At 67.8% G+C, this 14,024-nt stretch carries 14 protein-coding genes and 2 pseudogenes; 9 read left to right on the forward strand and 7 right to left on the reverse strand.

The window, feature by feature from the left end; all coding sequences use genetic code 11:
* The first annotated feature begins 247 nt into the window (after positions 1-247).
* From HWX31_RS09615 to HWX31_RS09635, 5 genes and pseudogenes are all read left to right on the forward strand, one after another.
* Positions 248-1,183, forward strand: a complete 936-nt coding sequence (locus tag HWX31_RS09615; protein ID WP_174959051.1) for a hypothetical protein — start codon at positions 248-250, stop codon at positions 1,181-1,183.
* A gap of 21 nt (positions 1,184-1,204) precedes the next feature.
* Positions 1,205-1,324 (forward strand): annotated as a pseudogene (locus tag HWX31_RS09620) (GMC oxidoreductase); the annotation flags it as partial.
* Positions 1,325-1,523: 199 nt separating this feature from the next.
* Complete coding sequence (locus HWX31_RS09625) at positions 1,524-1,733, forward strand: hypothetical protein (RefSeq protein ID WP_059615206.1); 210 nt, start codon at positions 1,524-1,526, stop codon at positions 1,731-1,733.
* Positions 1,734-1,901: 168 nt separating this feature from the next.
* A complete protein-coding gene (locus HWX31_RS09630; protein WP_174958806.1) occupies positions 1,902-2,300 on the forward strand; it encodes a BON domain-containing protein in 399 nt (132 codons plus the stop codon).
* 28 nt (positions 2,301-2,328) lie between these two features.
* A complete protein-coding gene (locus HWX31_RS09635; protein WP_174958809.1) occupies positions 2,329-2,871 on the forward strand; it encodes a hypothetical protein in 543 nt (180 codons plus the stop codon).
* Between the two features lie 93 nt (positions 2,872-2,964).
* Here the strand turns inward: HWX31_RS09635 and HWX31_RS34915 are convergent.
* Together HWX31_RS34915 and HWX31_RS09640 are read right to left on the reverse strand one after the other, a co-directional pair.
* Positions 2,965-3,189 (reverse strand): annotated as a pseudogene (locus HWX31_RS34915) (divalent metal cation transporter); the annotation flags it as partial.
* Between the two features lie 55 nt (positions 3,190-3,244).
* Positions 3,245-3,499, reverse strand: coding sequence for a hypothetical protein (locus tag HWX31_RS09640; RefSeq protein ID WP_059617778.1), 255 nt, complete (start codon positions 3,497-3,499; stop codon positions 3,245-3,247).
* A 158-nt stretch (positions 3,500-3,657) separates the two neighbouring features.
* On the opposite strand from HWX31_RS09640, the gene HWX31_RS09645 reads away from it, so the two are divergent.
* Positions 3,658-4,206 carry a type 1 glutamine amidotransferase domain-containing protein gene (locus HWX31_RS09645; RefSeq protein WP_059617929.1) on the forward strand — a complete coding sequence of 183 codons (549 nt, stop codon included), beginning with the start codon at positions 3,658-3,660 and terminating at the stop codon, positions 4,204-4,206.
* A gap of 121 nt (positions 4,207-4,327) precedes the next feature.
* Here HWX31_RS09645 and HWX31_RS09650 read toward each other — a convergent pair whose 3' ends face one another.
* The 5 genes from HWX31_RS09650 to HWX31_RS09670 all read right to left on the reverse strand — a co-directional run bounded on the left by HWX31_RS09650 (position 4,328) and on the right by HWX31_RS09670 (position 9,839).
* Positions 4,328-5,800 (reverse strand): NAD-dependent succinate-semialdehyde dehydrogenase, encoded by a 1,473-nt coding sequence (locus tag HWX31_RS09650; RefSeq protein WP_174958812.1) that lies wholly within the window; start codon positions 5,798-5,800, stop codon positions 4,328-4,330.
* Positions 5,801-5,899: 99 nt separating this feature from the next.
* A complete protein-coding gene (locus HWX31_RS09655; protein WP_059615195.1) occupies positions 5,900-6,391 on the reverse strand; it encodes an Lrp/AsnC family transcriptional regulator in 492 nt (163 codons plus the stop codon).
* Positions 6,392-6,478: 87 nt separating this feature from the next.
* Positions 6,479-7,879 carry an aspartate aminotransferase family protein gene (locus HWX31_RS09660; RefSeq protein WP_174958814.1) on the reverse strand — a complete coding sequence of 467 codons (1,401 nt, stop codon included), beginning with the start codon at positions 7,877-7,879 and terminating at the stop codon, positions 6,479-6,481.
* A 160-nt stretch (positions 7,880-8,039) separates the two neighbouring features.
* The gene (locus HWX31_RS09665) at positions 8,040-8,966 is read right to left on the reverse strand and encodes a 2-hydroxyacid dehydrogenase (protein WP_059774818.1); all 927 of its coding nucleotides are present in this window, start codon (positions 8,964-8,966) and stop codon (positions 8,040-8,042) included.
* 12 nt (positions 8,967-8,978) lie between these two features.
* Positions 8,979-9,839 (reverse strand): GNAT family N-acetyltransferase, encoded by an 861-nt coding sequence (locus tag HWX31_RS09670; RefSeq protein WP_059617785.1) that lies wholly within the window; start codon positions 9,837-9,839, stop codon positions 8,979-8,981.
* Between the two features lie 464 nt (positions 9,840-10,303).
* Here HWX31_RS09670 and HWX31_RS09675 point away from each other — a divergent pair, with 464 nt between their 5' ends.
* The 3 genes from HWX31_RS09675 to HWX31_RS09685 all read left to right on the forward strand — a co-directional run bounded on the left by HWX31_RS09675 (position 10,304) and on the right by HWX31_RS09685 (position 14,003).
* Positions 10,304-10,972: a haloacid dehalogenase type II gene (locus HWX31_RS09675; protein ID WP_174958817.1), complete on the forward strand. Its 669-nt coding sequence runs from the start codon at positions 10,304-10,306 to the stop codon at positions 10,970-10,972.
* 411 nt (positions 10,973-11,383) lie between these two features.
* Positions 11,384-12,970: an ABC transporter substrate-binding protein gene (locus HWX31_RS09680; protein ID WP_174958820.1), complete on the forward strand. Its 1,587-nt coding sequence runs from the start codon at positions 11,384-11,386 to the stop codon at positions 12,968-12,970.
* A gap of 79 nt (positions 12,971-13,049) precedes the next feature.
* Positions 13,050-14,003 (forward strand): ABC transporter permease, encoded by a 954-nt coding sequence (locus tag HWX31_RS09685; RefSeq protein ID WP_059711970.1) that lies wholly within the window; start codon positions 13,050-13,052, stop codon positions 14,001-14,003.
* The last annotated feature ends 21 nt before the right edge of the window (positions 14,004-14,024 follow it).

Raw genomic sequence — 14,024 nt, forward strand, 5'->3', positions numbered from 1 at the left:
CACGAACGAAACGATGGCCGGGCACCCATGCGTGTCCCGTGACGGTCCGGTCGGCTGGCCCGCGACGATGCGACCGGAATGGTGTCGGTGCCCGGGCATGCGGCTTGCGGCTTGCGGCAGAACGGCGCGCGCTTCTTCTTCGGGGGGCAGGCGTATGCGTACCACGCGCCCGGAAGCGGTGATCACGATCGAGGTGTATATGCGCGACAGTTCCTGTCAGTCTGGCATAGCCGGCGATAGCAAATCGATGATCGAACGCACCTGCAGCCCGGCCAGCGGCCCGGTGCGCAGAACGGCGCGGACGTTGGCCATACTGGCCGCATGCTGCCTGCCGGGCGCGGCACTGAACGCTCAACCTGCCAACGATGCCACCGGCTTGCGCGCGATATATCGGACCCTGACGCCACAGCTCGACCACAACGCGTTTCATCGAAGGCTGTATCTCGGCTCCCGGGAATATCCGTCGACAGTCACGGGCGAAATCTATGCAGTGATCGATTACCCGTTCGAGACCGTTCGCGATGCCCTCGATGCCCCATCGCGAGCGCTGGCGAACTGGTGCGATGTGATGATCCTGCATCCCAACATCAAGTACTGCCATGCCTCCGACAGCAGCGGCGACAACATGCTGACGGTGAACGTCAGCAAGAAGGAAGCCGCCGAAGCACTCGACGCCACTTTCCGCATGCAATTCCGGTACGACGCGGCGGCCGCCAGCCCCGGATACTTCAAGATAAATCTCAGCGCCGACAAAGGGCCGTTGAACACCCGGGATTATCGGGTTGCCGTGGAAGCGGTGTCGCTCGGTCGCGACCGCACGTTCCTGCATCTGATCTATACGTACGGCTACGGCATGCTCGGGCGTCTCGCGATAAAAGGCTATCTTGCAACGTTCGACCGCGGCAGGGTCGGCTTCACCCGTGTCGCCAATCCGTCGTCCGCGGAGCAGGCTGAATATGTCGACGGGATGCGCGGCCTCGTGGAGCGCAACACCATGCGCTATTACCTGGCGATCGAGGCCTATCTCGGCGCACCAGCGGGTCAGCCCGACACGCGGCTGGAGCAACGCCTGAGCAACTGGTTCAGTGCCAGCGAGCAATATTCGCTGCAACTGCACGAGATCGACAGGCGGGACTACATGCAGATGAAACAGGACGAGTACCACCGCCAGCAGACGAAGTAATCGTGCGGCGGGGGGCGTGATGAACCGGATTGCCGGAGCCGGGACATCCCGAATCTGTGGATTTGCGACGGCTCGGTATTTCCGACCGTGGGCGGCGTGAATCCGTCGCTGACGATCCAGGCGATCGCGTGCCGCAACGCCGGTACGACGATCGTCACGTTCCCGATGGTCCCGGGTAATGCGCGGCCGGGCGCTTTTTTCAAGCGATTGTCGTTTCGACCGCCGCACCGCAACGCATGCGCGGAATCCTCGCGAGGCACGGGTCGTGCTGGTGAAAACCTGTGACCCCCGGCTTTTCCGGGCATTCGTTCACGGTGCTGCCATGAATTCTCGAAACCCCATGAAACCCTTGCTCAATCTCGCGGTGGCCGTTGCGTGCGGCGCGCTGGCGATGTACTTCCTCGATCCCTCGGCCGGTCGCCGCCGGCGCACGTATGTGCGCGACAGGACGATCGAGGGCAAGCGTGACGCCGTCGACTACGCACGCGCCTGCACGAAGCGCGCGGCCGATCAGGCGCGTGGCGTCGTCGCCGGATTGCGCGGCCGTTGAGCCGCGGAGAAAGGCGTTCGTCAGTGTGCCGAACAAATTACAACGCGTTGGATAAAAGGGCGTTCGATTGGTGTTTCCCGCGTGCATGTCGCCGCGGCTGCGCGGCACGTCATTTGCGCGACGGGTATTTCCCCGCCGGTTCTGCCGGCCTGACAAAAGGAGGTCACGATGAAGAAGTTCCCGCTGCAAGCCTGCTCCCAGCGACCGAACCGCACTCGCTCGACGCGCGTCGCCATGGCAGTCGCGATCGCCACGGCCGCCGTCTGCACAGTCGTCCCGCCCGACGGGATCGCTGCCGGCGGCGGCGGCGACAGCGCCGCATCGTCGTCGCATTCGACTACCGCTACGAAGCTCGGCGATGCGACGATCACGACCAAGGCCAAGGCCGAGCTCGTCGGCACGAGCGGCCTGTCGGCCGGCGACATCCACGTGAAGACACGGCACAGCACCGTGACGCTCACCGGCAGCGTGCCGGACGAGCAGCAGCGCACGCAAGCCGTCAGCGTCGTGAAGCAGGTCGACGGCGTGAAGGACGTGCGCGACCAACTGACCATCCGGCCCAAGTAAGCGCGACGCCTTCACAAGGAGCGCGAGCATGGCGATGATCGTCGCAGGCCGCTTCACGACGTTCGATGAAGCGGAAGGTGGGGCGCGCCACCTTTACGAGCGTGCATTCGGTCCGGACGACGTGTCGATCTTTTTCCTCAACCCGGGCGGCCAGCATGCGCGCTTTCCGATCGGCGGCGACGTGTATGCCGACACGGCGGCGAAGCCGGGCGGCCGTGGCGCGATGGTCGGCGCGACCTGCGGGTTGCTGATCGGCTTCGTCGCGGGGTTGATCGTCTATGCGCTCGGCGCACGCTACTGGTTCATGGTGGCCTCGGGTGCACTGGCGGGCGCGTATCTCGGCGCGTTCGGCGGTGCGCTCGGCCGGATGCGCGGCGAGCAGGCCGAAGGCAAGGGGACGCTCGCGCAGAGCGAAACCGGCGTGATCCTCGCGGCGCGCGTGACGCCCGACACCGCGCACGCAGCCGAGGATGTGCTGCGCGCAACCGGTGCCGAATCGATCGAATGCGTCGAAGGCGACTGGCAGGACGGCAGGTGGCGCGATTTCGATCCGGTGCGCCGGCCCGACTGAGCCGATGTAGCGGGCCGGCCCCGGGCGGCTTTGCGCTTGTGGCTGCCCGGTTGCAGCGCATCGCGCCGGTCGATTTGCACGAAGCCGAGTTCGAGCACGTACGAGCTGCACGGCGACCATCATCGGCAGCGTGACGACGATCATCCACGGAATGTTGAAGCCGAACTGGCTGCCGGCCTGCGCATAGACGGCGACGTTGCCCGGATCGGCGTCGGATGCGCCGGCGAGCAGGCCGGGGCCGAGCAGCCGGTACCACGGCTTCGCGGCGGCCGGCGCGGTATCCCCGGCCGGCCGCGTGTCATCGCCCAGCCCGCTCATTCGGCTTCTCCGACGGTTCAGCGCGTATCGCCGTGGTTGAAATGCCGGACGCCATTCACGTGTCGTCGCGTTCGCGCTTGTCCTGCCACGGCCCATCGTCATGCGTGCCGGGCGGCGTGTCGGGCTCGATGCGCGTGATGCCGCCGGTCGAGGGCGGGTCGCTCGCCGGAAACGTATCCTCGAGCTGCTTGTCGATATCGCGTTCAGAACGGCGCTGATGCGTGCGGTCGCGGTGCTTCAGCGGCGGCGATGGATCGGGGCGCCGCTCGCGCGCCGGGGCATCCTGGCCGGACCGGGTCGTATCCTTCATGGTGTCCCTCCGTGTCGATGACGTTGACGCGCAATGCGCGCAACGGCCGTTCCCGATTCGAGCGGTGCACGCGCGATCCGCATGCGAGGCGGCCGGTACGCCGATTGCTGCGCTGCGGGGAGGGCACGACGTGTGCCGGCATACCGACGGAGGCGCTCATGAGCGGCAGACTGGATCATTGCAAGGTGGCAATTCTCGCGGTGGACGGCTTCGAGGAAGCCGAACTCGTCGAGCCGCAGCGCGCGCTCTCGGCCGAAGGCGCGCAGGTCGACGTGATTTCTCAGAAGCGCGGCGAGATCCAGGGCTTCAGGCACGTCGAGAAAGGCGAGCGCGTGAAGGTCGACCTGACGTTCGACGAGGCGCGTGAGGGCGACTACGACGCGGTCGTGCTGCCCGGCGGCGTCGTCAACGGCGACGCGATCCGGATGATTCCCGCCGCGCGCGAATTCGTGACGGCTGCTGCCGGCGCCGGCAAACCGATCGCCGCGATTTGCCACGGCGGCTGGCTGCTCGTGTCGTCGGGCCTCGTGGAGGGCCGCACGATGACGAGCTGGCCGACCCTGCAGGACGATATCCGTCATGCGGGCGGCAAATGGGTCGACAAGGAGGTCGTGCGCGACGGCAACCTGATCACGAGCCGCAAGCCGGCCGACCTGATCGCGTTCAACGGCGCGCTGGTCGAGCGCCTCGCTGGCCGGGGCGGGTAAGCCGGCACAGGTTCGGCGCGACGAACGGAAACGGCAGGCGCTAGGCTGCGGCAGTCCCGGACTGCCCCCAATATTTTTTTTAATCAGATGGTTGTTGTCTGGGCTCGGTCGATGGCACGGTTCAATCGAGCCCGCCCTGGCACAGGTACTTGATCGACAGGTAATCGTCGAGTCCGTAGCGCGAGCCTTCGCGGCCATAGCCCGATTCCTTCACGCCGCCGAACGGTGCGGCCTCGCTCGCGAGCGCGCCTTCGTTGATACCGACGATGCCTGTTTCGAGCCGCGCCGACACGCGCGCGATGCGCCGCACATCCTGCGTGTAGAAATACGCGGCGAGCCCGAACGGCGTGTCGTTCGCGGCGCCGACGGCCTCGTCCTCGGCATCGAAGCGAAACAGCGCCGCGATCGGGCCGAACGTTTCCTCGCAGTTCAGTTGCATGTCGGCAGTGGCGTCGGCGAGCACCGTCGGTGCGTAAAAGTTCGAACCGAGTTCGGCCAGACGCTTGCCGCCGGCGAGCACGCGCGCGCCGCGTTCGATCGCGTCGCCGACGTGGCGCGCGATCTTGTCCACCGCACGCGCGTTGAACATCGGGCCGATCTGCGCGGCCGGGTCGGTCGCCGGCGCGACCTTCAGCGCGGCAACGCGCGCCGCGAGCTTCGCGGCGAATGCGTCGTAGACGCCGGCCTGCACGTACACGCGATTCGGCGACACGCAGGTCTGACCGCCGTTGCGGAACTTGGCGGCCATCAGCCCGTCGACCGCGGCATCGAGTTCGGCATCGTCGAACACGATGAATGGCGCATTGCCGCCGAGCTCCAGCGACAGCTTCTTCAGCGTCGCCGCCGACTCGCGTGCGAGCAGCTTGCCGACGGGTGTCGATCCGGTGAACGTGATCTTGCGCACGCGGCCGTCGGCGAGCCAGTCGGCCACGGCATCGATGCCGCGTTCGCGCGACGCGGCGATCAGGTTCAGCACGCCGGGCGGCACGCCGGCTTCCTGCGCAAGGAAGGCCAACGCGAGCGCGGTCAGCGGCGTGTCCTCCGCCGGCTTCGCGACGACCGTGCAGCCGGCCGCGAGTGCGGGCGCGATCTTGCGCGCGATCATCGCGAGCGGGAAATTCCACGGCGTGATCGCGGCGACGATGCCGATCGGCTCCTTGATCGCACTGAGCCGCTTGCCGCGCTGCTGTTGCGGAATCAGGTCGCCATACGTGCGCGTCGCCTCCTCGGCGAACCACAGCACGTACGACGCGCCGTAGGCGACTTCGCCGCGCGCTTCGGCGAGCGGCTTGCCCTGTTCGCGCGACATCAGCTTGGCGAGATCGTCGGTGTGCGCGACGATCGCCGCGTGCCACGCACGCAGGATCGCGGCCCGTTCGCGAGCGGGCGTTGCACGCCAGGCGGGCAGCGCGCGTGCCGCCGCGTCGGTCGCGGCGCGCGCGTCGGCCGCGCCGCTGTCAGGTGCGTGGGCAACGGTCTCGAGCGTCGCCGGATCGGTGACGTCGAAACGGCGGCCGTCGAGCGCATCGCGCCATGTGCCGTCGATCAGGTTGGCGGTACGCAGCAGTTCGGTTCGGGACAGCGTAAGCGGCATGACAGGTCCTTGGATGAAGCGGTTCGGCGGCGGCGCGGGCGCGCGACTACCCCACGCGGACAGCACGCTGCCGCGTTCGACGTTGCCGCACGCCGTTCGTCAGTGCCGGTCGCCGAACAGCGATTCGAGCGGGTAGTGCCGTTTGACGAACGGCGACTTGATGATCACGTAACTGAAATACTTCTCGATGCCGATGTTCTGCTCGAGCAGCCCTTCGACGATCGTCTGGTAGTGGCTCACGCTGCGCGTGACGAACTTGAGCAGATAGTCGTAGCCGCCGCTCGCGAGATGGCACTCGACGATCTCGTCGACATTGCGGATCGCCGCGACGAACCGGTCGAAGTCCTCGCGCCGGTGGTCGGCCAGCGTGACCTCCGTAAACACGACCTGCACATCGCCGAGCTTTTCGAGCTGAATGTGCGCGCCGTACCCGCCGATGTAGCCGGCTTTCTCGAGCCGCTTCACGCGGATCAGGCATGGACTGGGCGACAGCCCGACGGCATCGGCCAGTTCGACGTTGGTCATGCGCCCGCGCTTTTGCAACTGGGAAAGAATGCGCAGGTCGATCCGGTCTAGCTTGCTGTCCGTCATGTTCGCGTCAGAAGGCAGGAATGGAATGTCTGGTTACTTTAGAGTCGAACGGTAGCCGCCACAAGCCCCGCTTTGCCCTTGTCCGGCTCACGCGGGCTGCGTGTGCGCGACGTCGAGCGCGCGCTGCACGCCTGCGTCGGCCAGCACGCCGTCGAGCGTCTTGCGCACGCGCTCGAACATCAGGTCGAACTCGCCTGCGGTGAAACTCAGCGCGGGGGCGAAACCGAGCACGCCGTCGCCGAACGCGCGGAACACGACGCCGTTCGCGTAAGCGGCCGCCGCGATCTTGTCGGGCACGTTCAGCGCCGGGTCGAAGCGCGTCTTGCACGCCTTGTCGGCCACCAGTTCGAGCGCGCCGAGCAGGCCGGCCGAGCGCGCGTCGCCGACCAGCGGGTGGTCGCGCAGCGCGTCGAGGCCTGCCGCGAAGCGCGGCGCCATCGCCTGCCCGTTCGCGAGCAGCCCGCCGTCGTGATAGAGCTTCAGCACTTCGAGGCCGATCGCCGCGCTGACCGGATGCGCGGAATACGTGTAGCCGTGGCCGACCACGGCCGTATCGGCGCGGCTGCCGGCGATCCCTTCGTAGATTTCGTCGGACATGAAGACCGCGCCCATCGGCGCATAGCCGGCGGTCAACCCTTTCGCGACGGTCATCAGGTCCGGTTCGACCCGTTCGGTCTCGCACGCGAACAGCGGGCCCGTGCGGCCGAAGCCGGTGATCACCTCGTCAGCCACGAACAGGATGTCGAGGCGCCGGCACGCGTCGCGCATCGCCTTCAGCCAGCCGGCCGGCGGCACGATCACGCCCCCGGAGCCTTGCACCGGCTCGCAGAAGAACGCGGCGACATTGTCCTCGCCGAGTTCGGCGACCTTCGCTTCGAGCGCGGCGACCGACGCGGCGATCAACGCCTGCGGATCGTCGCCGAGCGGGTGGCGATACGGGTAGGGCGACGGGATGTGATGCTGGTCCGCGCGCGGCAGGTCGAAGTGACGGTGGAACGCGGGCAGCGCGGTCAGGCCGGCGCCGATCGACGACGAGCCGTGATAGCCGCGCTCGAGCGCAATCATCTGCTTTTTCGACGGGCGGCCGGTCGCGTTGAAATAGTGCGTGATGAAACGCACGGCGGAGTCGATCGCATCCGAACCGCCGAGCGTGAAATACACGCGGTTCAGCGACGGCGGCGCCAGCGCCGCGAGCCGTTCGGCCAGTTCGATCGCGGGTTGCGAGCCGAAATGGAAATAGCCGGTCGCGTAGGGCAGCTTCGCCATCTGCGCGGCGGCGGCCTTCACGATGCTGTCGCGGCCGTAGCCGACGTTCACGCACCACAGGCCCGAGAACGCATCGAGCAGCGTGTGGCCGTCGGCGTCGCGCAGGAAGACGCCGTCGGCGGAGTCGAGCACGGTGACGCCGCGCGCCTCGTGCGCACGATAGTTGACGACAGGGTGGATCAGGTGTTGACGATCGGCTTCGATCAGCGCGGCTTGGTTCATGGCAGGGCGGGACTCTCGTCGGGTGTCAGCGTGAGGTCATGCTACCGGGCGAGGCATCCGCACGCGTCTTCAATTTGCGGCCTGAAACGTACGAAAGCGGTGTTTGCACGGGGCGCTTCGGCATTTTCTGCTGCGCGCCCCGCCGGGCCGGCCGCGCGTGTCAGTAACCGCGCGCGCGATCGACGACGCCGATCATCGGTTGCCCCGCGCGATGTCGCGCGAGGTTCGCGAGCACGGCATCGACGGCGGTGTCGGGCCGCGTCGCGCTGGCGATGTGCGGCGTGATCCGGATGCGCGGATGCGTCCAGAACGGATGGCCGGCCGGCAAAGGTTCGGGATCCGTCACATCGAGGATCGCGCTGTCGAGGCGGCCGCTGTCGAGCGCGGCGAGCAGCGCGGCCGCATCGAGCTGCGGGCCGCGCCCGACCTGCACGAGCGATGCGCCGGCCGGCAGCGCGCCGAACACGCGCGCGCCGAGCAGCCCGCGCGTGGCGTCGGTCAGCGGCAGCAGGCAGATCAGGATGTCGGTGCGGGCCAGGAACGTGTCGAGCGCCGCGTCGCCCGCGTAGCAGTCGATGCCGTCGAGCGTGCGTGGCGTGCGGCTCCAGCCGGCGCACGGGAAACCGAAGCGCCGCAGCGTGTCGAGCACGGCGTGCCCGAGCGTGCCGAGCCCGAGCACGCCAATGCGGCGCGACGCGGCCGCGCGCACCGGCTTCTCGCGCCACGCCTGCGCGCGTTGCTGCGCCGCATAGTCGAACAGGTCACGGTGAATCGTCAGCACCGCCTGCGTCACGTATTCGACCATCCCGTCGACGATGCCGGGCTCGACCATCCGCACGACCGGGATATGCGCGGGCACGCGCGACAGGTCGAATTGATCGATGCCGGCGCCGACCGAAAACACGATCTCGAGATTCGGCAGCAGCGCGACCGGGTCGTCGGGCGGCTGCCATGCGGCGAGGTAGCGCACCGCGTGCGGGTCGCCGATGTCGGGCCAGATCCGGAACGTGAGGTCGGGCGCCTGTTGCGCGAAGCGCTGCGCCCATTGCGCGCCGCGCACCGGGTCGGCCTTGTAGAGGAAGCTCATCGCGCGTGCCGCTCAGCCGAGCGCCTGGTTGACGATGGCGAACGTGCGCAGCGCCGGATCGGGGGCGGGTGCCGCGCCGCGGGCCATCGCGACGACGGTATCGACGCGCGGCAGGCCGAGCCCCTGCAGCCAGTCCGACAGCCCGCTGTCGCCCGGCACGTCGAGGCGCACGAACATGCCTTCGTGCAGCGCAAGCCAGTGGCTGATAAGCGCCTGCGCGCGCAGCGCGTCCGGCGCGATCACCGGGCCGATCACGTGGCCGCGGCCGAAGCGGCGGAACAGCGCGAAGCCGAGCAGTTCGCCGTCGCGATCGAGCGCGATTCCGTTGGCGACGCCGAGCAGCGCATCGATCACCGCGTCGCGCGGGTAGCCGGCCGCGCGCGATGCGAGCGCGGCGAGACGCGGGCCGTCGGTGGTGCCGAGCGGCCGCAGGCGCTCGCCGGGCGGCAGCGAGATCAGCGGCGGCTGGAACGCGGCGCCCTGGTGCTGGTCGATCGTGCCGATCGCGTCGAATCCGAACTTCACATAGAGCGGCTCGCCGGCCGGCGTCGCATGCAGGAACACGGTCCGCGCGCCGAGGCTGTCGACGACGCGCGCGAGCAGTTCACGGCCGATGCCGCGGCCCTGGCGCTCGGGCGACACGATCACCATGCCGAGCGATGCGTGCGACTCGCCGAAGCGCCAGCCGAGCGCGGTGCCGACGACGCCGGCTTCGTCTTCGGCGACGAAGCCGCTGCCGAGCTGGAATGCGAAGCGCCAGTCGTCGAGCCGGTGCGGCCACTTGACCGCCTCCGACAGCCGGTGCGCGGCGGGCAGGTCGGTTTCGGCGAACGGGCGATAGGTAAGCGTGCTGGAAGGATTGAGGTCGGCCACGCCGGACTCCGGATGGGTAGGAATGACGTATCGACTCTGCCAGCGCCGTTGCGGCGCGGATAGGACGATTCGCCTGTTTTACGGCGTCGGCGGGCGGTCGCGCGAGATCGACGCAAACCGGCTCGATCGGCACGGACGAACGCGCGCTGCATGCCGGCGAGGCTCGTCATTCCGACAGCTTCTGCTGTGTGAATGCCGCTACGATGGAAACGCGGTGGCGCTGCCGCGCGTCGGCGAGCCTCGCCGGGCTGCGATCTTGCGGTTTCGTGACGTCCGCCGGCCGGCGCCGCAGCGCCGCGCGCGATCGCGCCGCAGATCGTGCTGCCCGCGGCCTGCAACACGCGGCGATTCTGCGTTCCGAACGGCGTCGAACGATGCGCGACGGATTTTTTGCCCTGATTCAATTTCGTTGAACCCAGCCCGTCCCCGGCCCTGCCGGGGCTTCATACCGACAGGACGTCACCATGATCCAATTTGAACCGAAGTTCATCACGTTCGACTGCTACGGCACGCTGACCCGCTTCCGGATGGCCGACATGGCGCGCGAGGTCTATGCGGACCGGCTGTCGCCCGTCGCGCTCGAGGAATTCGTGCGCGCGTTCGCCGCCTACCGGCTCGACGAGGTGCTCGGCGCGTGGAAGCCGTATCGCGACGTCGTCGTCAACGCGATCCGGCGCACCTGCGCGCGGGTCGGCACGAAATTCGACGAAGTCGAGGCCGAGCGTTTCTACCATGCGGTCCCGACCTGGGGCCCGCATCCGGACGTTCCGGCGGGCCTGTCGCGGCTCGCGAAGAAGTACAAGCTGGTGATCCTGTCGAACGCGTCGGACGACCAGATCATGAGCAACGTCGACAAGCTCGGCGCGCCGTTCCATGCGGTGTTCACCGCGCAGCAGGCGCAGTCGTACAAGCCGCGGATGCAGGGCTTCGAATACATGTTCGGCAAGCTCGGCTGCAAGCCGGAGGACGTGTTGCACGTGTCGTCGAGCCTGCGCTACGACCTGATGACGGCCGAGGATCTCGGCATCAAGCACAAGGCGTTCGTCAACCGCGGCCATGAGCCCGGCACGCCGTTCTACAACTACTACGAGGTGTCGGACATCGGCCACCTCGCGACGCAGCTCGGGCTGTAAGCGCCGCGCTGCCTGCGCGGCGTTCGTCGCGCAGCCTGCTGCCGGCCCGCCGCGATGCCCGGGAACACCCGCGCACGCGGCCGCCACGGCTTCGACAAGACGGGCAATCCTCTGAACTTTCATGCGGCAGTCCTGGATGGCGTCCGACGGCGTGCACGCGCCGCGCTCGATCAGGATGTTCCGCTCGCTTCGACCGCCGCCGGGGCACGCAGCAAATCATGCTGCGCAGGCGGCCCAAAACGGTCGAATCGTATTGTGCAGCCGCCCCGAATCGCGACAACCCGCATTTTGGCGATGCTTAAATGACCTCAATGCGCACGACGTCGCGCTCGCCACCAGCAGGCGGACGCGACGGGATTCTCGAACCACGCTGGACCCCAGGACCCACTTTCACAGTCAGGAGCAGTTCGGATGAGCGACGATATCGACAACGGCGGCGGCAAGGGCGGCTTCACGCGCCGCGACATGATGCGGGTCATGGCGGCGAGCGGCATGATGGCCGCCGGCGCCGGCGGATTGCTGGCAGGCCCCCGTTCTGCGTTCGCCGCGCCGGCGCCCAAGCGCGGCGGCAAGATCCGGGTCGCGAACGAATCCAGTTCGACGGCCGATACGCTCGACCCGGCCAAGGGCTCGACGGGCGCGGACTACATTCGTTTCTTCATGTTCTACAGCGGCCTCACGCAGCTCGATGCGAGCCTGACGCCGCAGATGAATCTCGCCCAGTCGCTGCAGACCACCGATGCGAAGACGTGGATCATCAAGCTGCGCAAGGGCGTCACGTTCCACGACGGGAAGCCGGTCGGGCCGGCCGACGTGGTGTTTTCGCTGATGCGCCACAAGAACGCGGCCACCGCGTCGAAGGCCAAGCCGCTCGCCGATCAGTTCGCCGATGCGAAGGCGAGCGGCCCCGACGAAGTCACGCTCACGCTCGCCAGCGCGAACGCCGATCTGCCGGTGATCCTCGCGACGCCGCAGCTCGTGATCGTCAAGGACGGCACGACCGACTTCAGCACCGGCATCGGCTGCGGCCCGTACAAGCTGAAGACGTTCAAGCCGGGCGTGTCGACGGTCGGCGTGCGCAACGACAACTACTTCAAGCCGGGGATGCCGTACCTCGACGAGATCGAGCTGATCGGCATCAGCGACAGCGCCGCGCGCCTGAACGCGCTGCTGTCGGGCGACGTGCACCTGATCAACGCGATCGATCCGCGCTCGACGCAGCGGGTCGCGTCGACGCCGGGCTATGCGCTGCAGGAAACCAAGTCGGGGCTCTATACCGACCTGATCATGCGCAGCGACAACCCGATCGTCGCGAACCCCGATTTCGTCGAGGGGATGAAGTACCTGTTCGATCGCGAGCAGATCCGCTCGGCGGTGTTTCGCGGCTACGCGGTGATCGGCAACGACCAGCCGATCCCCCCGGGGCATCGCTACTTCAACGCGTCGCTGCCGCAGCGGCCGCATGATCCGGACAAGGCGAAGTTCCTGTTCCAGAAGGCGGGCGCACTGGGCGCCGCGCTGCCGCCGATCTACGCGACCTCCGACGCGAACGGGTCGATCGAAATGGCCGTGCTGCTGCAGCAGGCCGGCCAGAAAATCGGGCTGAACCTGCAGGTGAACCGCGTGTCGGCGGACGGCTACTGGTCGAACCACTGGATGAAGCATCCGCTCGGCTTCGGCAACATCAACCCGCGCTCGAGCGCCGACGTGCTGTTCACGCAGTTCTTCAAGTCGGATGCGCCGTGGAACGAGTCGGGCTGGAAGAACGCGAAGTTCGACCAGTTGCTGCTCGCCGCACGATCGGAAACCGACGACGCGAAGCGCAAGCAGATGTACGGCGACATGCAGGTGCTCGTCGCGCAGCAGGGCAGGATCGGCATCCCCGCATTCATCAGCTTCCTCGACGGCTACGACAAGCGGCTCGCGGGCCTCGGCTCGATCCCGACCGGCGGGATGATGGGTTTCATGTTCGCCGAGCACGTGTGGTGGAACGCGTGACGCCGATGCGTGCCGCCGCCGCGCGGCCGGTGCGGGCCACCGCCCCGGTCGCGCGCGACTTTTCACGGAGTGCCGCTTCATGAATCGAATCCTGCTCGGGCTGATCGGCCGGCGCATCGCGGTCACCGCGCTGACGCTGCTGATCGTGTCCGCGATCATTTTCACGATCACGAACCTGCTGCCCGGCGACGCCGCGCAGGCCGCGCTCGGCCAGTCGGCGACGCCGGAGACGGTCGCCGCGCTGCGCCGGCAGTTCGGCCTCGACATGCCGGCTCACGTGCGCTACCTGCACTGGCTCGCGGGGCTGCTGCACGGCGATTTCGGCCGCTCGCTGTCCGGCGACATGCCGGTGTCCGAGATGATCGGCGGACGCCTGCCGAAGTCGCTGACGCTCGCGGCGATCACGACGGCCGTGTCGGTGCCGATCGCGCTGCTGCTCGGCATTCTCGCCGCGGTCAAGCGCGAGTCGCTGGTCGACCGCGCGATCAGTCTCGGTACGCTGTCGCTCGTCGCAACGCCGGAATTCCTGATCGCGACGGTCGCCGTGCTCGTGCTCGCCGTGAAGCTGCACTGGTTGTCCGCGTTGTCGTACAGCGGCCCGATCGAAAGCCTGCACGACTTCCTGCGCGCGTATGCGATGCCGGTGCTGACGCTCTGCGCGGTCGTGATCGCGCAGATGGCACGGATGACGCGCGCCGCGGTGATCGAGCAGCTGAGCGCGTCGTATGTCGAGATGGCCGTGCTCAAGGGCGCAAGCCCCGCGCGCGTCGTGCTGCGCCATGCGCTGCCGAACGCGATCGGGCCGATCGCCAATGCGATCGCCTTGAGCCTGTCGTATCTGCTCGGCGGCGTGATCGTCGTCGAGACGATCTTCAACTACCCGGGCCTCGCGAGCCTGATGGTCGATGCCGTCGGCAACCGCGATTTCCCGCTGGTCCAGGCGTGCACGCTGATCTTCTGCGTCGCCTATCTGACGCTCGTGCTGTTCGCCGACCTGTGCTCGATCGTATCGAACCCGAGACTGCGGACCTGAGTGTCCCGTCCTCCTTCCGAG

The sequence above is a fragment of the Burkholderia ubonensis genome, assembly GCF_902833085.1.
GTDB lineage: Bacteria > Pseudomonadota > Gammaproteobacteria > Burkholderiales > Burkholderiaceae > Burkholderia > Burkholderia ubonensis.

Excerpts from the sequence above, each read along its gene's own strand:
- HWX31_RS09640 (WP_059617778.1), bottom strand. The coding sequence starts at position 3,499 with ATGAAGGATACGACCCGGTCCGGCCAGGATGCCCCGGCGCGCGAGCGG.
- HWX31_RS09630 (WP_174958806.1), top strand. The coding sequence starts at position 1,902 with ATGAAGAAGTTCCCGCTGCAAGCCTGCTCCCAGCGACCGAACCGCACT.
- HWX31_RS09680 (WP_174958820.1), top strand. The coding sequence starts at position 11,384 with ATGAGCGACGATATCGACAACGGCGGCGGCAAGGGCGGCTTCACGCGC.
- HWX31_RS09625 (WP_059615206.1), top strand. The coding sequence starts at position 1,524 with ATGAAACCCTTGCTCAATCTCGCGGTGGCCGTTGCGTGCGGCGCGCTG.
- HWX31_RS09685 (WP_059711970.1), top strand. The coding sequence starts at position 13,050 with ATGAATCGAATCCTGCTCGGGCTGATCGGCCGGCGCATCGCGGTCACC.
- HWX31_RS09675 (WP_174958817.1), top strand. The coding sequence starts at position 10,304 with ATGATCCAATTTGAACCGAAGTTCATCACGTTCGACTGCTACGGCACG.
- HWX31_RS09655 (WP_059615195.1), bottom strand. The coding sequence starts at position 6,391 with ATGACGGACAGCAAGCTAGACCGGATCGACCTGCGCATTCTTTCCCAG.
- HWX31_RS09660 (WP_174958814.1), bottom strand. The coding sequence starts at position 7,879 with ATGAACCAAGCCGCGCTGATCGAAGCCGATCGTCAACACCTGATCCAC.
- HWX31_RS09645 (WP_059617929.1), top strand. The coding sequence starts at position 3,658 with ATGAGCGGCAGACTGGATCATTGCAAGGTGGCAATTCTCGCGGTGGAC.
- HWX31_RS09635 (WP_174958809.1), top strand. The coding sequence starts at position 2,329 with ATGGCGATGATCGTCGCAGGCCGCTTCACGACGTTCGATGAAGCGGAA.
- HWX31_RS09615 (WP_174959051.1), top strand. The coding sequence starts at position 248 with ATGATCGAACGCACCTGCAGCCCGGCCAGCGGCCCGGTGCGCAGAACG.
- HWX31_RS09650 (WP_174958812.1), bottom strand. The coding sequence starts at position 5,800 with ATGCCGCTTACGCTGTCCCGAACCGAACTGCTGCGTACCGCCAACCTG.
- HWX31_RS09665 (WP_059774818.1), bottom strand. The coding sequence starts at position 8,966 with ATGAGCTTCCTCTACAAGGCCGACCCGGTGCGCGGCGCGCAATGGGCG.